The sequence below is a fragment of the Cupriavidus sp. YR651 genome, assembly GCF_900101625.1.
Taxonomy (GTDB): Bacteria; Pseudomonadota; Gammaproteobacteria; order Burkholderiales; family Burkholderiaceae; genus Cupriavidus.
Genome location: NZ_FMYZ01000007.1, coordinates 295,061 through 313,140, shown reverse-complemented (window position 1 = coordinate 313,140; position 18,080 = coordinate 295,061). Strand labels below are relative to the sequence as shown.

Sequence of the window (18,080 nt, the reverse complement as noted above, 5' to 3'; positions counted from 1 at the left end):
CATGGACCTGCTGACCTATCTCCAGCACAGCTGGCCGACGCTGCTGCGACTGACCGCCGAGCATCTTGCGCTCGTCGGCTCCGCCGTCGGCATGGCGATCCTGATCGGCGTGCCGCTGGGCATCCTGATCACGCGTCATCGCTTCCTCGCCACGCCGCTGCTGGCGCTGGCCACCGTGGTGCTGACGCTGCCGTCGATCGCGCTGTTCGGCCTGATGATCCCGATCTTCGCGCGCTTCGGCCATGCCCTCGGCTACGTGCCGGCGGTGACCGCGGTCTTCCTGTATTCGCTGCTGCCGATCATGCGCAACACCTACACGGCGCTGGCCAACGTCGATCCGGGCATCCAGGAAGCCGGGCGCGGCATCGGCATGACGCCGTGGCAGCGCCTGCGCCTGGTGGACCTGCCGCTGGCGGTGCCCGTGATCCTGGGCGGCGTGCGCACGGCCGTGGTGATGAACATTGGTGTGGCCACCATTGCCGCCATCATCGGCGCCGGTGGCCTTGGGGTGCTGATCCTGCAGGCGATCAGCCAGAGCAACATGAGCAAGCTGGCCGTGGGCGCTGTCCTCGTCAGCCTGCTCGCCATCGTGGCGGACGCATGCCTGCAGGCCCTGCAGCGCGCGCTGACGCCGAAAGGAATCCGTCAACCATGATTGAACTCGACCAACTCACCAAGTCCTTCCATCAGAAGGACGGCACCGAAGTGCGCGCCGTCGATGCCGTCTCCCTGACGGTGCCCCGTGGCGAGATCTGCGTCTTCCTGGGGCCGTCGGGCTGCGGCAAGACCACCACGCTCAAGATGATCAACCGGCTGATCGAGCCGACCTCCGGCACGGTGCGCATCGAGGGCGAGGACACGACCGGCATCGATGGCGTGACGTTGCGGCGCAAGATCGGCTACGTGATCCAGCAGATCGGCCTGTTCCCGAACATGACGATCGAGGAAAACATCATGGTGGTGCCGCGCCTGCTGGGCTGGGACAAGCGCCGCTGCCGCGAGCGTGCGCGCGAACTGTTGGCGATGGTGCAGCTGGACCCCGGCAAGATGCTCGGGCGCTATCCGCGCGAGCTTTCCGGCGGGCAGCAGCAGCGGATCGGCGTGATCCGCGCGCTGGCGGCCGATGCTCCCGTGCTGCTGATGGACGAGCCGTTCGGCGCCGTGGACCCAATCAACCGCGAGAGCATCCAGAACGAGTTCTTCCAGATGCAGCGCCAGCTCGGCAAGACCGTGATCATGGTGTCGCACGACATCGACGAAGCGATCAAGCTTGGTGACAAGGTGGCGGTGTTCCGTCGCGGCCAGCTGGTCCAGTTCGATCACCCGGACGCGCTGCTGGCGCATCCCGCCGATGACTTCGTGCAGGCGTTCGTCGGCCACGACAACACCCTGAAGCGGCTGCTGCTGGTGCGCGCGGGCGATGCTGCCACGATGCCGCCGAGCTGCCGTCCGGAGATGCCGCTTGCGGAGGCCTTCGGCGTGATGGACGACGCCGACGTGCGTCATTTGCCCGTCATCGACAACGCGCAACGCGCGCTCGGCTATGTGACGCGCCGCGACGTCCGCAATGCGATGGCTGGTGGCGGCCAATGCGTGCAGGTGATGCGGCCGTTTGCCGCGACCGCGGCATTCGACGAACATCTGCGCATCGTGCTGTCGCGCATGTACCAGCACAACACGAGCTGGCTGCCGGTGGTGGATGCCGATGGCGTGTATCTGGGAGAGGTGACGCAGGAGTCGATTGCGGACTACCTGAGCTCGGGCCGGTCGCGCGGCAATGCGCCGGTGATTCAGCCGCCGGTGCCGCTGAGCCCCGCGGTGGCTGCCACGGCCGGCACGACTGCGCCGGCATCGCTCAAGGCTGCCTGATCCGGCGCGATCTTCGACAGCCATGATTCGACAGCCATGACCGGGGAAAACAAAAACGGCCGCACGAAGCGGCCGTTTTTGCATGGCAATGACGACTCGGATCAGGCGTGGCCGAGTTCGCCATCCTTCAGGCGCCACAGTCCCAGCGGATTGCCGTCCTGCACCGCGGCCGGCAGCAGGTCGGCCGGCACGTTCTGGTAGCACACGGGGCGCAGGAAGCGATCCAGCGCGGTGGTGCCCACCGATGTGGTGCGCGTATCCGACGTGGCCGGGAACGGGCCGCCGTGGACCATCGCAAACGACACTTCCACGCCGGTCGGATAACCGTTGAACAGCACACGGCCCACCTTGCGTTCCAGCAGCGGCAGCAGCCGGCCGGCCAGCGCATTGTCGCCCTTGTCGGCCTGAACCGTGGCCGTCAGCTGGCCCTCCAGGATGCGCGTCACGGCGAGCAGGGCATCGGCGTCCTTGCAGGCCACCAGCACGGTGGACGGGCCGAAGACTTCCGCATGCATGCGATGGTCGGCGATAAAGCGGTCGGCCGAGGTTTCGAAGAACGCCGGGCGGGCCTGGTTGGGGCCGGTAGTGGCCAGCCCGCAGCCTGCGCGCGTCAGCCCTTCGACTTCCGAGAGTTGCGCCACGCCGCGTTCAAAGGCCTGGTGGATGCCCGGGGTCAGCATGGTGCCGGCCGGCTTGCCGGTCACCGCGGCCACGGCGGCGGCGCGGAAGGCGTCCAGCGCGGGGCCTTCGATGGCCAGCAGCAAACCAGGGTTGGTGCAGAACTGCCCCACGCCCATCACGAGCGAATCGACCAGGTCACGCGCGATGGCTTCGCCGCGCGCGGCCAGCGCCTCGGGCAGCAGGTAGACCGGGTTGATGCTGCTCATCTCCGCATACACGGGGATCGGCTGCGGACGGTTGTTGGCCACCTGCATCAGTGCCAGGCCACCTACGCGCGATCCCGTGAAGCCCACGGCCTGAATGACCGGGTGCGCCACCAGCGCGGTGCCGATGGCGATGCCGGCGCCCATCAGCAGCGAGAACACGCCTTCCGGCAGGCCGTTATCGGCCACGGCCTTCTGGATGACGCGGCCGACCAGCTCGGACGTGCCCGGATGTGCCGGGTGGGCCTTGGCCACCACGGGGCAGCCGGCAGCCAGTGCGGAGGCTGTATCGCCACCAGCCACGGAGAAGGCGAGGGGGAAGTTGCTGGCGCCGAACACGGCAACCGGGCCCACGGCAATGCGCTGCATGCGCAGGTCGGGGCGCGGCGGCGTGCGTTCTGGCAGGGCGCTGTCGAGCGTGGCGCCTTGCCAGCGGCCATCGCGCAGCACGCGGGCGAACAGGCGCAACTGGCCTGCCGTGCGGCCGCGCTCGCCTTGCAGGCGGGCGATCGGCAGGGCGGTTTCGGCGTGGGCGCGCTGAATCAGCTCGTCGCCGAGGGCTTCCAGGCCATCGGCGATCGACTCCAGGAAGCGGGCACGTTGCTCGGGGCTCGTGGCACGGTAGGTATCGAACGCAGCCTCGGCCAGCGCGCAGGCGCGATCCACGTCGGCGGCGTTGCCGCCATGGAATGTCGGAGCCAGTACTTCGCCCGTTGCCGGGTTGATGCCCTGGAAAGTGTCTTCAGTGCCGCGCACGGCGCTCGCGCCGATCAGCATCTCGCCGGTAAGAGTCATGATCTGTTTGTCCTGCGGGGGATGGGAGGAAGAAGAGGAAAGGGCCTGTGCCTACAGGATGACACGGGTAACACAGCACAGGCTCTGGAAATCGTGCATGACAGCTTTGTCATAAGACATCATATGACATGGGGCGCGAGGCTGCAACCGCGCCGCCCGTGAGGATATCCCCGGGTGGCGCACCGGCCTCAGGCCGGCGTTCCTGCCATCGCGGACGCCTTGCGCAGGCGCTCGCGGCTGTTGGTCAGGTGCATGCGCATGGCCGCCTTGGCGGCCTCGGGATCGCGGCGCTCGATCGCATCGTAGATGCTTTCGTGCTCGAAATTCACGCGTTCCAGATATTGCTCGCGTTCCGGCGTATTCACTTGCAGCCGGCTACGCGGGATCACCATCGTGCCAAGGTGACCCATGATGTCGGTGAAATAGCGATTGCCGGTGGCGCGGGCGATGGACAGGTGGAACTCGAAATCGGAGCCCACCGCATCGTTGCCTTCCGCGGCGTTGCGCTTGAGCTCGTCCAGCGCGCGGCGCATGGCGCCGAGGTGGTCGTCGCTGCGGCGCGTGGCAGCCAGGCTGGCGGCCTCGGCTTCCAGGCTCACGCGGAATTCCAGCATCGCCAGTACGTCCATGGCCGTGACCATGGCGGAGGGATCGATGCGGAACGGCGAATGGGTGTCGAGTGGGCGATTCAGCACGAACGTGCCGATGCCATGGCGCGTTTCCACCAGGCCGCTGGCCTGCAGGCGCGACAGGGCCTCGCGCACGACCGTCCGGCTCACGCCCAGCGTGGCCATGATTTCGGATTCGGTGGGGAGTTTGTCGCCCGGCTTGAGCTGGCCCTGCTGGATGCTCTCGGTCAGATTGCCGACCACTTCTTCAGCAAGCGTGCGGCCGCGGCGGCGCAGGGGAGCGGGCGAAGTCATCGGAACGTTGGACATGGGGATGGGGGAAAACGATGGTCTTGACCGGGTCGAGATGCGCTCATTATACTGCGTCATAAGTCGTACGACGACAGATAACGCACAGGCGCTTGCCGATACAGCCACGTTGTGGCAGCGGAGCGTCAGGTGTCCGCCGTACTATCAGTCACAAAACGGGCTATAAGAACAACAGCGGGCGCATTTTCGCATGCGGAGAGCGCGATCCCGGCGACACTTTCACCAGGATTTCGGAGACGATCCACATGAATGCTACCCAGGCCAATTCTGCCGCGGGCATTGCGACGCCTGTTGTTACCGAGCTGACTGTCGTGCCCGTGGCGGGCCACGACAGCATGCTGATGAACCTGTCCGGCGCTCACGGCCCGTACTTCACCCGCAATATCGTCATCCTGCGTGACAGCGCCGGCAACACCGGTGTGGGAGAAGTGCCCGGTGGCGAAGGCATCCGCCAGACGCTGGACGACGCCCGCGCACTGGTGGTGGGCCAGCCCATCGGCCAGTACCAGGCCATCCTGAACAAGGTGCGCGCGACATTCGCCAGCCGCGACGCGGGCGGTCGCGGCCTGCAGACCTTCGACCTGCGCATCACGATCCATGCCGTCACCGCGCTGGAAGCCGCGTTGCTCGACCTGCTCGGCAAGCACCTGCAGGTACCCGTCGCCGCGCTGCTCGGCGAAGGCCAGCAGCGCGATGCCGTGGAGATGCTGGGCTACCTGTTCTATATCGGCGACCGCCAGCGCACCACGCTGGACTATCGCACCGAACCCGGCGCGGACAACGAATGGTTCCGCCTGCGCAATGAAGTGGCGATGGACGCCAAAGGCGTGGTCCGCCTGGCCGAGGCCGCGTATGAACGCTATGGCTTCAACGACTTCAAGCTCAAGGGCGGCGTCCTGCGTGGCGACGAGGAAATGGAAGCGATCATCGCGCTGCACGAGCGCTTCCCGAAAGCGCGCGTGACCCTGGACCCGAACGGTGGCTGGCTGCTGGCCGACGCCATCCGCCTGTGCCGCGACAAGCACGGCATCCTCGCCTATGCGGAAGATCCCTGCGGCGCCGAAGACGGCTATTCGGGGCGCGAGATCATGGCCGAGTTCCGCACGGCCACCGGACTGCCCACCGCCACCAACATGATCGCCACTGACTGGCGCCAGATGGGTCACGCGGTGCGTTTGCATTCGGTGGATATTCCGCTGGCGGATCCGCATTTCTGGACCATGCAGGGATCCGTGCGCGTGGCGCAGATGTGTGCCGAGTGGGGCCTGACGTGGGGCTCGCATTCGAACAACCACTTCGACATCTCGCTCGCGATGTTCACGCATGTGGCGGCTGCCGCGCCGGGGCGTGTCACCGCCATCGACACGCACTGGATCTGGCAGGACGGCGAACACCTGACGCGCGATCCGCTGAAGATCGAGGGCGGCCTGGTGCAGGTGCCCAAGGCCCCGGGGCTTGGCGTGGAGCTCGACATGGACGCGCTGGCCCGCGCCAATGCGCTGTACCAGCAGAAGGGCCTCGGCGCGCGAGACGACGCCATCGCCATGCAGTTCCTGATTCCGAACTGGAAGTTCAACAACAAGGCGCCCTGCATGGTCAGGTAACGCCCCGGGTCGCCGGCAGGGCATCTGCGGCCCTGTCGGATGTGATTTCAATAACAAGATTCACCAAGGCAGGAGACACGATGAACACCCAACCCACGCCGGCTTCGGCGCATGGGGTCGCGCTGCGCGCGTCCCGGATTTCCATCCTGCTGCGCGGCTGTGCCAGCGTGGCCATCGCCCTCGCGGCCGGCGCCGCAGTCAGCAGTGCCGCCATGGCGGCCAACGCGGCATGGCCGCAGAAGGCCGTTTCCGTCGTCGTGCCGTTCCCGGCGGGCGGCTCCACCGACACCATCGCGCGCATGCTGGCGCCGCCGCTGAACGAGAAACTGGGCCAGCCGTTCGTCATCGACAACCGGCCGGGCGCCACGGGTGCGATCGGCGCCACCTACGTCAAGCGTGCGCCCGCCGATGGCTACACGATGATGGTGGCCTCGATCGGCGTCTACGCCGTCAATCCGTTCCTCCAGAAGAACCTGCCGTATGACCCGGCCAAGGACTTCGACCTACTGACCGTGGCGGTTCGTGCGCCCAACGTGCTGGTGGCCAATCCGAACTTTCCGGCCAAGTCGCTACCCGAGCTCGTGGCCTATATGAAGAAGAATCCGGGCAAGGTCAGCTTTGCGACCTCGGGTGCCGGCTCATCGGACCATCTGACTGCCGCGCTGTACTGGCAGAAGAGCGCCACCGAAGGCTTGCACGTGCCCTACAAGGGCGGCGCGCCGGCGATCTCGGACCTGCTGGCAGGCCAGGTCGATGTCTCGTTCCAGAACGTGAATGCAGTGCTGCAGCACATCCGCACCGGCAAGCTCCGCGCGCTGGCGGTGACGTCCGACAAGCGCTCGGCCGTGTTGCCGGATGTGCCGACGATGGCCGAAGGCGGCGTGAAGGATGTGGAGGTGTACTCGTGGCAAGGCGTGGCCGCGCCCAAGGGGTTGCCGGCTGACGTGAAGGCGCGCCTGCATGGCGCACTGGTTGGCGCGCTCAAGGATCCGAAGATGCAACAGAAGCTGGCGGAGAGCGGCTTTGAAGTCGTGGCCAACACGCCGGAACAGTTTGTCCAGTTCGAGAACCAGGAACTCAAGCGCTGGAAGACTGTGATCGAGCAGGGGAAGATCACCGCAGAATAACCGTCGGCCCAGATGGCCGGGACAGCGACGCCTCAGAGCGCGCTGATCCGCGTGGGGGGGTCAAGATGCTCCACAGGAAGTAATTTGCCCCGCCGCGATGGCGGGGTTTTTTATTGCCGTCGCCCGGCAGCGAAAGATCCAAAGCAAACAGCCCGTGCGAGCACATCGCACGGGCCGTTCTCATGTCTGGCGGAAGCGGTGAGATTCGAACTCACGGATGGGTCACCCCATCGGCAGTTTTCAAGACTGCTGCCTTAAACCACTCGGCCACGCTTCCGGGAACTTGCGGGCATTGTAGCGTGGAAGCCCACGCGCCCGGCCGCGCATTATACAAGCATGTGCGCCGCCGCAGTGTGATGCACGCGCCGAGTACAGCCGTTGCGCTGTCGGCGTTTGTCGGACACCACGGAACCTATGGCCACTGCCAGCCTCATACTGGGGACGACGCGCGGCGCTGGCATGCCTCGCGTTCGCATTTCAAACAGGTGACAGAGGAGTATCTCCCATGCAGCATCAACGAAAATCATGGCTGGCGCTGGGTGCGATGGCAATCGTGGCAGGCCTTGCCGGTTGTGCGCAGCCAGGCTACAGCGGTTATGGCAACTACAACACCGCGCCGCCCCCGACCACCGGCTATCAGAATCCCAATGCGTCGACCTATCAGGCGCCCACCGGTTCGGTATTCGTGGGCAGGGTGGAGTCGATTGAACCGGTCACGACGCAGCAGGGCAGCTCCGGCCTGCTTGGCACGGTGGTCGGTGGCGCGGCCGGCGGCTTGCTTGGCCACCAGATCGGCGGTGGCAGCGGTCAGACCGTGGCGACGATCGGTGGCGCCGTGGTGGGTGCCGTGGCAGGCAACCAGATCGAAAAGCGCGCGGGTTCCAGTTCGCAGACGGTGTATCGCGTGAACGTCCGACTGGATGATGGCCGCGTGGCGACGGTGACCCAGAGCAATGTCGGCAACCTGCGCGTGGGCGACCGCGCACGCGTAGCCAATGACATGGCCACGCCGTACTGAGTGCTTAGTTGAGTATTAAGTATTGCCTGGGGAGTCCGTGACCGGTCGTCGTCGAAGCGATTGAGAGCGACCGGGATCCACGGATGGCCACTGCAGCGCCCACTTCCCGTGCAGGAACAAAAACGCCACGCGATCTGCGTGGCGTTTTCATTTTGGGCGGTGGCGAGCAGTCCTAATCCTTCAGGAACATCTCCTGCAGGTCGTTCAGGAAGCGTCGGCCCAGTTCGGTCGGACGGATCGTGGCAAGGTCGGCCTCGAGCAGCCCCTTCTTTTCCGCCGCCGCCAGTTGCTTGCTGATCGTATGCAAGGGCAGGCCGGTGTAGTCGTAGAAGCTTGATGCGGGCACGCCATCGGTCAGTCGCAACGCATTGAGCATGAACTCGAACGGCAACTCGTCGGCGCTGACGTCGCGCGCTTCCTGCACGGCGTTGCCCGCCATCGCGTGCTCCATGTAGGTGGCCGGATGCTTGTGGCGCATCTGGCGCAGCACGCGATGCGGGAATGACAGCTTGCCGTGCGCACCGGCGCCAATACCGAGGTAGTCGCCAAATCGCCAGTAATTCAGATTGTGGCGCGCCTCGCGATGAGGCTTGGCGTAGGCGGACGTCTCATAGTGCCGATAGCCCGCTTGTGCCGTGCGGGCCTCGACGACATCCTGCATTTCGTAGGCGACGTCCTCGTCCGGCAGCGCGGGCGGGAACTTGGCGAACAGCGTGTTGGGTTCCAGTGTCAGGTGATAGAGCGACAGGTGCGTGGTGCCGTAGGACAGCGCGGCGTCCAGGTCGCGGACGCATTCGTCGACGGTCTGGCCCGGCAGCGCGTACATCAGGTCCAGGTTGACGTTGTCAAAGCTCGCCAGCGCGATGTCGATGGCCTTGCGCGCCTCGCGCTCGCCATGAATGCGGCCCAGTGCCTGCAGGTGCGCGTCGTTGAAGCTCTGGATGCCGATCGACAGCCGGTTGATGCCGCTGGCGCGATAGCTGGCAAAACGCTCCGCTTCGAACGTGCCCGGGTTCGCTTCCATGGTGATCTCGGCATCGGCATCGAGCGGCAGCAGCGCGCGGATGTCCGACAGCAGCCGGTCCATGCCGGCGGCGGACAGCAGGCTCGGCGTGCCACCGCCGATGAAGACGGTATGCACCGGACGTCCCCAGACCAGTGGCAGCGATTGCTCGAGGTCTGCCCGCAGTGCGTCGAGGTAGATATCCTCGGGGATGTCGTGGCTGTCGGTCTTGCCGGGCACCGCATGCGAGTTGAAATCGCAATACGGGCACTTGCGCACGCACCACGGGATATGGACGTAGAGCGACAGTGGCGGCGAGCCGGGCAGGGCAATCTTGCCGGGCTTGAGCCACAGCTGCTGGTTGTCCGCGGGGGAAACCTGTGGGGAGGCGGCCGGCTTGGATGGCGCGGGGCTGCCGGCGGGAACGATCGGGATCATGCGCCTGCCTTGAGGCTGGCGGCCTGCAGCCGCGCCACCAGTCCCTGCAATGCCAGCGCGCGATGGCTGACGGAATTTTTCTCTTCGGCGCTCAGCTCGGCGGCTGTCCTGCCAAGCTTGGGCAGCAGGAAGTGCGGGTCGTAGCCGAAACCACCGGCGCCGCGCGGGGCGTCGACGACCTCGCCCGCCCACGTGCCCTCGGCGATGATGGGGCGAGGATCCTCGGCGTGGCGCACCAGCACCAGCACGCAGTAGTAGTGCGCATGCCGGTTCAGTTTGCCGGCCAGTTGCGAGATCAGATGCGCGTTGTTGGCGGCGTCGGACTTGGCCCTGCCCACGCGCTGTGCATAGCGGGCCGAGTGCACACCGGGCGCGCCGTCGAGCGCATCGACGCAGATGCCAGAGTCGTCGGCAAGTGCCGGCATGCCGGCCAGCCGGCTCGCGTGGCGGGCCTTGGCGAGGGCGTTCTCGACGAAGGTCGGAAACGGCTCCTCGGCCTCGGGAATTCCCAGCTGGCCTTGCGGCACGACGTCGAAACCGAGCGGCGACAGCAGCGCGCCGAATTCGCGCAGCTTGCCGGGATTGTTGGAGGCCAGGACCAGGCGTTGCATCGTCTTCCCCTCGCGTCGGTTACAGCCCGAGCGCCTGCTTCTGATGGCGCACGAGCTCGTTGATGCCGGCTTCGGCCAGACGCGTCATGGCGTCCAGGTCGGAGCGGCTGAAGGGTGCGCCTTCCGCCGTGCCCTGGACTTCCACGAAGCCGCCGCTCCCGGTCATCACCACGTTCATGTCGGTGTCGCAACCGCTGTCCTCGGCGTAGTCGAGATCCAGCACGGCCACGCCGTCCACCATGCCAACAGACACGGCGGCGACGAAATCGCGGATCGGGCTGGTCGCGATCAGGCCGTTGCGCAGCATGGTGCTGACGGCATCGTGCGCGGCCACGAAGGCGCCGGTGATGGCGGCGGTGCGCGTGCCGCCATCGGCCTGCAGCACGTCGCAATCGAGGTGGATCGTATATTCGCCCAGCGCGGCGAGGTCGAACACCGACCGCATGGCGCGGCCGATCAGGCGCTGGATTTCCTGCGTGCGGCCAGTCTGCTTGCCGCGTGCGGCCTCGCGGTCAGACCGCGTGTGCGTGGCGCGCGGCAGCATGCCGTATTCGGCCGTGACCCAGCCTTCACCGCTGCCTTTCTTGTGGGGCGGCACCTTGGCCAGCACGCTGGCGGTGCACAACACCTTGGTATCGCCAAAGGCACTCAGCACGGCACCTTCGGCGTGGCGGGTGTAGTGGCGGGTCAGGGTGATGGGTCGCAGTGCATCGGCTGCGCGTCCGCTGGGTCGCATGGGGATCTTTCGTTGGAATCGGGTGAGACCGCGATTCTAACGCCGGCGGGCCTTGCGTGCCCGCCGTGGCCCGGCACGCCTAGCGCATGAAGTTGCTGGTCTTGTCGATGGCCGCCCGGATTTCGGCGATCGAGCGCTCGATTTCTTCCTCGGACAGCAGGTCGCTTTCGTTGCCGGTGCGTTCCAGGATGGACGTGGTGAAGGCGTTCAGCGGCAGGGTGTCGGTCAGCACGGCCTCCTCGTTGGGCACGTTGGCGTCCGATTCCCACATCATGGCGATCGCGGTGGTGTTGTCGGCACCTTCGCCCGCATTCATGAGCGCCTGTTCGATCATGTCGGGAATGGCGTGCACAACCGACAGTTGCGTGACCTTGTCGACGATGACCTTCTCTTCCAGGCTGCCCCAGAGGCCGTCCGAGCACAGCATGGCCACGTCGCCCGGCTCCAGCCGCACCGGGCCGCCAATATCGATCAGCGGCAGGTTGGGCGAGCCGAGGCAGTTGTACAGCTTGTTGCGCTCGGGGTGATTGGCCACTTCGATCGCCGACACACGCTCCTGCTGGAGCAGGTTCTCGATCTTGGAGTGGTCGCGGGTGCGGGTAAGCAGGGTGCCCTTGCGGATCAGGTACAGCCGGGAATCGCCCGCGTGGGCCCAGTGGATCTGGCCGTTCTGGATCAGGCAGCAGACCACGGTGGTGCGCGGGATATCGGCCAGGCGATTGGCCTCGGCGTAGCGATGGATCTCGCGGTGGGCCAGCATGACCGTGTCCTGCAGGAAATCGGCCGGGTTGCGGATCGCCGGGCGAGCCTGGGACTGGAACTGGCGCGCCAGGGTCTGCAGGGCCTGTTGCGCCGCCACTTCGCCCAGGGCGTGTCCGCCGAGGCCATCGGCCAGCACCATCAACAGGGCGTCGCGCGTGAAGCAGTAGCCCATGCGGTCCTGGTTGATACGGCGGCCGCCCTTCCGGCTTTCTTGATAGACGGAGAATCGCATGTTGGCTTTACGGTAAGTCGTTTCGGGGACGCTTGCGGCCGGCAACGAGACTGGTGTTACGCATGTTGCGCATCAGTTCCGGGGCGGCGGGCATCGGGGCGTCCATCGTGGGTTCTGGGGTGGCGCCGGCCAGGTCGCTTTGGCGGGCCGGCGCATCGTGATTCAATCGCCGCTTGGGCCCGCCTCCGTGGCACGGATGGCGGCATCGTCGCGGCGGCGCAGCAAGGTCATGAAGCGGCTGGTGGCGTTCATACGCTCCGTCACCGGGCCGGCGGCAGCCGCGGCGGCGGCCGATTGCTCGCCCAGTGCATTGCTCTGATCGCGCAGTTCCTTCTGCAACCGGAACACGCTTTGCGGACGTTCGGAAGGCGTCAGGCGCAGGCACCATTCGACCAGATCCACCAGGCCGTTTGTGTACGTGGCACGCAGGCGGGAGATGGACTCGCCCATGCGGTCTTCCTTCTCGCGCTGGTTGGCCTCCTGTGGGGGCATGCCGGCCATGCAGGCGTAGAGTGTGGCGCCCAGGCTGTAGATGTCCGTCCACGGGCCCAGATCGGAGTGCTTGCCGTAGAGTTCGGGTGCTGCAAAGCCTGGCGTGTACATCGGCTGGAAGCGGGCGGCCTCCATCGTCAGGATCTGCCGCGCGGCACCGAAGTCCAGCAGGATCGGCGATTCGTCCTCGCGCAGGTAGATATTGCCGGGCTTGATGTCCAGGTGCAGCAGTTTGTGAATATGCACTTCGCGCAGGCCGCTCATCAGGTCGTGGAATACCTTGCGGATAAAGCGTTCGCGCAATACCTTGGGCTTGCCCTGCTGCCGGGCCTGCAGAATATGCTCCTGCAACGTCTTGCCCAGCTCGTAGTTCATGACCATGTAGACCGTGGAATTCTCGCGGAAGAAATTCACCACGCGAACCACGCTCGGATGAGAAATACGCGCCAGCGAGCGGCCTTCCTCGAAGAAGTATTTGAGGCCCAGCCGGAACGACGCGGCATTTTCATCGGGGACGACCGGAATCAGCTCGCCGGGGTTGCGCCTGGCAAGCGACGACGGCAGGTATTCCTTGATGGCCACGGGGGCGCCGGTTTCATCGGTGGCGAGGTAAACGAAACTGAACCCCCCACTGGCCAACTTCTTTACAATACGGTAGTTGGCCAGCAGCGTGCCGATGGGCAGCGGCGCACTCTTGGTTTGGTTAGCGCCCTTGGACTCTGTCATAGGATTCGGGACCTCATTTGCTCCCGGATTCTCCCGGCTAATCGGTCACTTGTAAAGAAATCATTAGCGGGGACTGTTGCCAAATATCTGCGCTTTCCGACCGCTTATTTTCGATGATTTTTAAATAGCCGCCGGACGGTCGGCGGGCACGCCGGCCTGGCCTGTTTTCACCCCATTTTCTGACCTTTTCGCGAGAATACCGACAATGATCCACAGCATGACAGGCTATGGCCTGGCGACCCGCCAGGCGCCGCTGACCAACGCCCAGGGCGAGCCCAGCGGCCGCACCGCATCGGTTTCGGTGGAATTCCGGACTGTCAATTCGCGTTTTCTCGACCTGTTGTTCCGCGCCCCTGAGGAATGCCGCGCCTTTGAGCCGGCGCTGCGTGAAATGCTGATGGGGGAGTTGTCGCGAGGCAAGCTGGAATGCCGCATCAACCTGCAGCGTACGGACACGGGCGGCGCCACGCTGGCACTGAACCAGGGACTGCTGGATCAGATCCGCGCGCTGGAATCGACCGTGGCCGCGACGTTCAGCGGCGCGGGGTCGCTGCGCATGGGCGAGATCCTGCGCTGGCCCGGCGTGCTGGTGGAGCCTGAGTTGTCGCAGGAATCGCTGCGCGAGGCCGTGACCGGTGCCGCCCGCGAGGCACTGACCCAACTGCTGGAAGCTCGCCGCCGCGAGGGCGAGGCGCTCAAGGCCACGCTGGTGGACCGCATCGAGGCCATGCTGGCGATCGTGGAGCGCCTGACGCCGACCATCCCGCAACTGATCGCCCATCATCAGGAAAAGCTGACGGAGCGTCTGCAGGAGGCGTTCAACCTGGCCGCGCCGACCGGCATGCCGTCGATGAGCCGCGACGAGATCGCCGAGCGCATCCGCCAGGAAGCCACGGTGTACGGCATCCGGATTGACATCGCCGAAGAGCTGTCGCGTCTGCAGGCCCACCTCAACGAAACGCGGCATATCCTGAAGAAGGGTGGCCAGGTCGGCAAGCGGCTGGACTTCATGATGCAGGAGCTCAATCGCGAGGCGAACACGCTGGGGTCCAAGGCTGCGGCCAAGGAACTGGCCGATGCGTCGATGGAGCTCAAGCTCCTGATCGAGCAGATGCGTGAACAGATTCAAAACCTCGAATAAGATCATGAGCGAAACGACACACACCGCCATCGATACCGCCTATCCCGGCAACCTGTTCATGGTGGTGGCACCCTCAGGGGCCGGCAAGTCCACGCTGGTGAACGCGCTGCTGGCGCAGGACCCGGCCATCCGCCTGTCGATCTCGCACACCACGCGCAAGCCGCGCCCGGGCGAGGAGAACGGCCGCGAGTACCACTTCACGTCGGTCGACGAGTTCCGCACGGCGCGGGACCGCGGCGACTTCCTGGAATGGGCCGAGGTGCATGGCAACTACTACGCCACGTCGCGTGTCTGGATCGAGCAGCAGATGGCCCAGGGCAACGACGTGCTGCTGGAGATCGACTGGCAGGGCGCGCAGCAGGTGCACCAGCGCTTTTCCAATGCCGTGGAGATCTTCATCCTGCCGCCGTCGCTGACGGCGCTGGAAGAACGGCTGAAGAAACGTGGTCAGGACGAGCCGAACGTGATCGTGCGTCGCCTGCTGGCCGCGGGCAGCGAAATGTCGCATGCATCGGAGTCCGACTACGTGATCATCAACGAGGTGTTCGCGGACGCGCTGGAGCAGTTGCAGAACGTCGTTCGTGCGACCCGTCTGCGCTTTTCGTCGCAGAAGGCCCGGCACACCGAGCTGTTTATCGAACTGGGAATTCACTGATCCCAGAGGGCGGCCGGAACGTTTCCGGCCGCGTGCTGTAAAATGACGGCCTGTCGAACAGGTTTCATCCCAAGGTGGATTTGATATGGCGCGTATTACCGTCGAAGATTGTCTGAAACACATCCCGAACCGCTTCGAGCTCGCGCTCGCGGCGACGTACCGCGCACGCCAGCTCGTGCAGGGCCATACGCCCAAGGTCGAAGCCAAGGACAAGCCCACCGTGGTGGCGCTGCGTGAAATCGCATCGGGCCAGGTTGGCATCGAGATGCTGAAGAAGGTACCGACCTGATTGCCAGGGCGGTCTGTGGTTCATCCTAGCTTCGCGTGCGCACGCATCCAGCCGGATTCCAGGGGCCGTCCCCATGTCTTCCTCGCCGCCCAATTCCGCGATCGTCCCGCCCGGTACCCCGGACGCACGGACGCAGCGCGGGCAGCCGGCGGCGAGCGAACAGCCGGTGCCAGTGCCGGGTACGCCTGGCGCAATCGCCACATCTGTGGCGCCTGGCGCACCGCTGCCTCTGTCGCCATCCGCAACCGCGGCCCTGCCACCTGCGCCCTCCGGTTCACCCGGACGTCCGTCCGGACGTAAGCGCGGCACACCCGGCCAGCCCCCCATGACCGCCCGTACCGGCGCCCCCAATCTGCCCGATCCGCTCGGCGACAACGTCGTCGGAGAGCGCGCCGTCGTGCCGCCGATCCAGCAGGGCAAGGCACGCGCGGTCCTTGCCAATGAACTGGTGGCGGAACCCGTGGTGGGGACGGTGCCGGTGGCACCAGGCGGCGATCTGTTCATCGATGCCGTGCTGGCGCAGTCGTACCGGCACTTCTTTGGCCCGACGTCGCAGCCGGCCGTGCCGCCGCGACAGCAGGTCATCTCCATTTCGCGTCTGCTGGAAAAGCTCGCGTACCTGAAGCCTGCCGACCAGGCACTGGTACGCGAAGCCTTCCAGTTTTCCGACGAGGCCCACCTGGGCCAGTACCGTCAGAGCGGCGAGCCCTACATCACCCATCCGGTGGCGGTGGCGGAACTCTGTGCGGACTGGAAGCTGGACGTGCAATCCATCATGGCGGCGTTGCTGCACGACGTGATGGAAGACCAGGGCATCACCAAGAGCGAACTGGCCGAGAAGTTCGGTCCGAAGGTCGCCGAACTGGTGGATGGCCTGACAAAGCTGGACAAGCTCGAATTCCAGAGCCGCGAGCAGGCGCAGGCGGAGAGCTTCCGCAAGATGCTGCTGGCGATGGCGCGCGACGTGCGGGTGATCCTGGTCAAGCTGGCCGATCGCACGCACAACATGCGCACGCTCGATTTCGTGCCGCCCGAGAAGCGGCGCCGGATCGCGCTGGAAACCATGGAGATCTACGCGCCGATTGCGCATCGGCTGGGTCTCAACACGATTTATCGCGAGCTGCAGGAGCTGTCGTTCAAGGTCGGCTCGCCGTTCCGTTACGCCACGCTGGAAAAGGCCGTGAAGGCCGCGCGCGGCAACCGGCGCGAGGTGGTCAAGCGCATCCTGGAAGCCGCGCAGAAGGCATTGGCCGATGCCGGCATCGTGGCGGAACTGTCCGGCCGGGAGAAGACGCTGTACAGCATCTATCGAAAGATGCACGACAAACAGTTGTCGTTCTCGCAGGTGCTGGACGTCTACGGCTTCCGCGTGGTCGTGGAAACGCAGATGCACTGCTACATGGCGATGGGCGCGCTGCACGGCCTGTACAAGCCCATGCCGGGCAAGTTCAAGGACTACATCGCCATTCCGAAGATCAACGGCTACCAGTCGTTACACACGACGCTGGTCGGGCCGTTCGGCACGCCGGTGGAGTTCCAGATCCGCACGCGCGGCATGCACCAGATCGCCGAAGCCGGCGTGGCGGCGCACTGGATGTACAAGCACCAGGCCGATCACGCCAACGATATCCAGCAGCAGGCGCACCAGTGGCTGCAGTCCTTGCTCGATATCCAGAGCCAGACCGGTGATTCGCAGGAATTCCTGGAGCACGTCAAGATCGACCTGTTCCCGGATGCGGTCTATGTGTTTACGCCTAAGGGCCACATTCGCGCGTTGCCACGTGGCGCCACGGCCCTCGACTTTGCCTACGCGGTGCACAGCGACCTGGGCAACCAGTGCGTGGCGGTCAAGATCAACAACGAACTCCTGCCGTTGCGCACGGAGCTCAAGAGCGGCGATATCGTCGAGGTCGTGACGGCGCCGTATTCCAAGCCGAACCCGGCGTGGCTGGCATTCGTGCGCACCGGCAAGGCGCGCGCGGCGATCCGCCACTACCTGAAGACGACCAAGCTCGACGAAGCGATCCAGCTTGGCGAGCGCCTGCTGGAACAGTCGGCCCGTCAGCTTGGCATCGAGCTCAAGGCAGTGCCGCAGGCGGTCTGGGATCGCATGATCCAGTGGACCGGCAACAAGCACAGGGAAGACATCTTCGCGGATCTGGCACTGGGTCGGCGCGTGCCTGCCGTAGTGGCGCGCCGCATGGAGATCCTGCTGCAGGAGCTGTCCGGCGATGTCGACAGCGCTCTGCTGGCGGCGGTGCAGACGTTCGCGGGCGAGGAAGCCCCGGCGGTGGCGATCACCGGCGACGAAGGCATGTCGATGATCTTCTCGGCCTGCTGCAGGCCGATTCCCGGCGACTCGATCGTTGGCTACCTTGGCAAGGGCGAAGGGCTGCAGATCCACGTGCAGGACTGCAAGATTGCCAAGCGCCTGCACAGCAAGGATCCGGAGCACTGGATCGAGGTGATGTGGGCCAAGAAGACGGCGCACGCGTTCGACGTGTCGATCAAGGTGATGGTGCGCAATGTGAAGGGCATCGTGGCCCGCGTTGCGGCGGACCTTACGGCTGCCGATGCCAATGTGGCCCACGTGGCCATGGAGCAGCAGCAGGCCGGCCACCAGGAGGCCACCTACATGCAGTTCGTCATCCAGGTCCAGAGTCGCCTGCACCTGGCCAACGTGATGCGCGGGCTGCGGCGCAACCCGGACGTGATCCGCATCTTCCGGGACCGCAACGACGGCTGAGCGCCGCCGGCCGC

Annotated in this window: 16 protein-coding genes and 1 tRNA gene; 9 read left to right on the top strand and 8 right to left on the bottom strand. The window is 65.6% G+C overall.

Annotated features, from left to right (window positions below):
• The first annotated feature begins 1 nt into the window (after position 1).
• On the top strand, positions 2–655 hold the full coding sequence (locus tag BLR29_RS20650) for an ABC transporter permease (protein ID WP_092138992.1): 654 nt from the start codon (positions 2–4) through the stop codon (positions 653–655).
• Positions 652–1,869: an osmoprotectant ABC transporter ATP-binding protein OsmV gene (locus BLR29_RS20645; protein WP_092138990.1), complete on the top strand. Its 1,218-nt coding sequence runs from the start codon at positions 652–654 to the stop codon at positions 1,867–1,869. The genes BLR29_RS20650 and BLR29_RS20645 overlap by 4 nt, the downstream gene beginning before the upstream one ends.
• A gap of 101 nt (positions 1,870–1,970) precedes the next feature.
• Here BLR29_RS20645 and BLR29_RS20640 read toward each other — a convergent pair whose 3' ends face one another.
• Both BLR29_RS20640 and BLR29_RS20635 read right to left on the bottom strand, forming a co-directional pair.
• Positions 1,971–3,548 (bottom strand): aldehyde dehydrogenase (NADP(+)), encoded by a 1,578-nt coding sequence (locus BLR29_RS20640; RefSeq protein ID WP_092138988.1) that lies wholly within the window; start codon positions 3,546–3,548, stop codon positions 1,971–1,973.
• Between the two features lie 188 nt (positions 3,549–3,736).
• Positions 3,737–4,486, bottom strand: a complete 750-nt coding sequence (locus BLR29_RS20635) for a FadR/GntR family transcriptional regulator (RefSeq protein WP_092138986.1) — start codon at positions 4,484–4,486, stop codon at positions 3,737–3,739.
• 245 nt (positions 4,487–4,731) lie between these two features.
• Between BLR29_RS20635 and gudD the strand changes: the two genes are divergently transcribed.
• Positions 4,732–6,090, top strand: a complete 1,359-nt coding sequence (gudD, locus tag BLR29_RS20630; protein WP_092138984.1) for a glucarate dehydratase — start codon at positions 4,732–4,734, stop codon at positions 6,088–6,090.
• 80 nt (positions 6,091–6,170) lie between these two features.
• Positions 6,171–7,217, top strand: a complete 1,047-nt coding sequence (locus BLR29_RS20625) for a Bug family tripartite tricarboxylate transporter substrate binding protein (RefSeq protein WP_092138982.1) — start codon at positions 6,171–6,173, stop codon at positions 7,215–7,217.
• A 187-nt stretch (positions 7,218–7,404) separates the two neighbouring features.
• On the opposite strand, the gene BLR29_RS20620 is transcribed toward BLR29_RS20625, so the two are convergent.
• Positions 7,405–7,494, bottom strand: a tRNA-Ser gene (locus BLR29_RS20620).
• Positions 7,495–7,722: 228 nt separating this feature from the next.
• Between BLR29_RS20620 and BLR29_RS20615 the strand changes: the two genes are divergently transcribed.
• On the top strand, positions 7,723–8,235 hold the full coding sequence (locus tag BLR29_RS20615) for an outer membrane lipoprotein (RefSeq protein ID WP_092138980.1): 513 nt from the start codon (positions 7,723–7,725) through the stop codon (positions 8,233–8,235).
• Positions 8,236–8,407: 172 nt separating this feature from the next.
• Here BLR29_RS20615 and hemW read toward each other — a convergent pair whose 3' ends face one another.
• The 5 genes from hemW to BLR29_RS20590 form a co-directional block, all read right to left on the bottom strand.
• A complete protein-coding gene (gene hemW / locus BLR29_RS20610) occupies positions 8,408–9,676 on the bottom strand; it encodes a radical SAM family heme chaperone HemW (protein WP_092138978.1) in 1,269 nt (422 codons plus the stop codon).
• Positions 9,673–10,287 (bottom strand): RdgB/HAM1 family non-canonical purine NTP pyrophosphatase, encoded by a 615-nt coding sequence (rdgB, locus tag BLR29_RS20605; protein WP_092138976.1) that lies wholly within the window; start codon positions 10,285–10,287, stop codon positions 9,673–9,675. Before rdgB ends, hemW begins: the two co-directional genes overlap by 4 nt.
• A gap of 19 nt (positions 10,288–10,306) precedes the next feature.
• Positions 10,307–11,023 (bottom strand): ribonuclease PH, encoded by a 717-nt coding sequence (gene rph / locus BLR29_RS20600; protein ID WP_092138975.1) that lies wholly within the window; start codon positions 11,021–11,023, stop codon positions 10,307–10,309.
• 79 nt (positions 11,024–11,102) lie between these two features.
• The gene (locus BLR29_RS20595) at positions 11,103–12,017 is read right to left on the bottom strand and encodes a PP2C family protein-serine/threonine phosphatase (protein ID WP_092138973.1); all 915 of its coding nucleotides are present in this window, start codon (positions 12,015–12,017) and stop codon (positions 11,103–11,105) included.
• A gap of 162 nt (positions 12,018–12,179) precedes the next feature.
• A complete protein-coding gene (locus tag BLR29_RS20590) occupies positions 12,180–13,235 on the bottom strand; it encodes a serine/threonine protein kinase (protein ID WP_092138971.1) in 1,056 nt (351 codons plus the stop codon).
• A 205-nt stretch (positions 13,236–13,440) separates the two neighbouring features.
• Between BLR29_RS20590 and BLR29_RS20585 the strand changes: the two genes are divergently transcribed.
• The 4 genes from BLR29_RS20585 (at position 13,441) to BLR29_RS20570 (ending at position 18,066) form a co-directional block, all read left to right on the top strand.
• Positions 13,441–14,376, top strand: a complete 936-nt coding sequence (locus BLR29_RS20585; RefSeq protein WP_092138969.1) for a YicC/YloC family endoribonuclease — start codon at positions 13,441–13,443, stop codon at positions 14,374–14,376.
• A 4-nt stretch (positions 14,377–14,380) separates the two neighbouring features.
• Positions 14,381–15,031 (top strand): guanylate kinase, encoded by a 651-nt coding sequence (gene gmk / locus BLR29_RS20580; protein WP_092138967.1) that lies wholly within the window; start codon positions 14,381–14,383, stop codon positions 15,029–15,031.
• Positions 15,032–15,116: 85 nt separating this feature from the next.
• On the top strand, positions 15,117–15,320 hold the full coding sequence (gene rpoZ / locus BLR29_RS20575; RefSeq protein WP_006578656.1) for a DNA-directed RNA polymerase subunit omega: 204 nt from the start codon (positions 15,117–15,119) through the stop codon (positions 15,318–15,320).
• A gap of 325 nt (positions 15,321–15,645) precedes the next feature.
• Positions 15,646–18,066: a RelA/SpoT family protein gene (locus tag BLR29_RS20570; RefSeq protein WP_092138965.1), complete on the top strand. Its 2,421-nt coding sequence runs from the start codon at positions 15,646–15,648 to the stop codon at positions 18,064–18,066.
• Positions 18,067–18,080: the final 14 nt, after the last annotated feature.

Coding starts and splice junctions, on each gene's coding strand:
- BLR29_RS20590 (WP_092138971.1), bottom strand. CDS start 13,235: ATGACAGAGTCCAAGGGCGCTAACCAAACCAAGAGTGCGCCGCTGCCC.
- gmk (WP_092138967.1), top strand. CDS start 14,381: ATGAGCGAAACGACACACACCGCCATCGATACCGCCTATCCCGGCAAC.
- BLR29_RS20615 (WP_092138980.1), top strand. CDS start 7,723: ATGCAGCATCAACGAAAATCATGGCTGGCGCTGGGTGCGATGGCAATC.
- BLR29_RS20570 (WP_092138965.1), top strand. CDS start 15,646: ATGACCGCCCGTACCGGCGCCCCCAATCTGCCCGATCCGCTCGGCGAC.
- rpoZ (WP_006578656.1), top strand. CDS start 15,117: ATGGCGCGTATTACCGTCGAAGATTGTCTGAAACACATCCCGAACCGC.
- BLR29_RS20595 (WP_092138973.1), bottom strand. CDS start 12,017: ATGCGATTCTCCGTCTATCAAGAAAGCCGGAAGGGCGGCCGCCGTATC.
- rdgB (WP_092138976.1), bottom strand. CDS start 10,287: ATGCAACGCCTGGTCCTGGCCTCCAACAATCCCGGCAAGCTGCGCGAA.
- BLR29_RS20650 (WP_092138992.1), top strand. CDS start 2: ATGGACCTGCTGACCTATCTCCAGCACAGCTGGCCGACGCTGCTGCGA.
- rph (WP_092138975.1), bottom strand. CDS start 11,023: ATGCGACCCAGCGGACGCGCAGCCGATGCACTGCGACCCATCACCCTG.
- BLR29_RS20635 (WP_092138986.1), bottom strand. CDS start 4,486: ATGTCCAACGTTCCGATGACTTCGCCCGCTCCCCTGCGCCGCCGCGGC.
- BLR29_RS20625 (WP_092138982.1), top strand. CDS start 6,171: ATGAACACCCAACCCACGCCGGCTTCGGCGCATGGGGTCGCGCTGCGC.
- BLR29_RS20645 (WP_092138990.1), top strand. CDS start 652: ATGATTGAACTCGACCAACTCACCAAGTCCTTCCATCAGAAGGACGGC.
- gudD (WP_092138984.1), top strand. CDS start 4,732: ATGAATGCTACCCAGGCCAATTCTGCCGCGGGCATTGCGACGCCTGTT.
- BLR29_RS20640 (WP_092138988.1), bottom strand. CDS start 3,548: ATGACTCTTACCGGCGAGATGCTGATCGGCGCGAGCGCCGTGCGCGGC.
- BLR29_RS20585 (WP_092138969.1), top strand. CDS start 13,441: ATGATCCACAGCATGACAGGCTATGGCCTGGCGACCCGCCAGGCGCCG.
- hemW (WP_092138978.1), bottom strand. CDS start 9,676: ATGATCCCGATCGTTCCCGCCGGCAGCCCCGCGCCATCCAAGCCGGCC.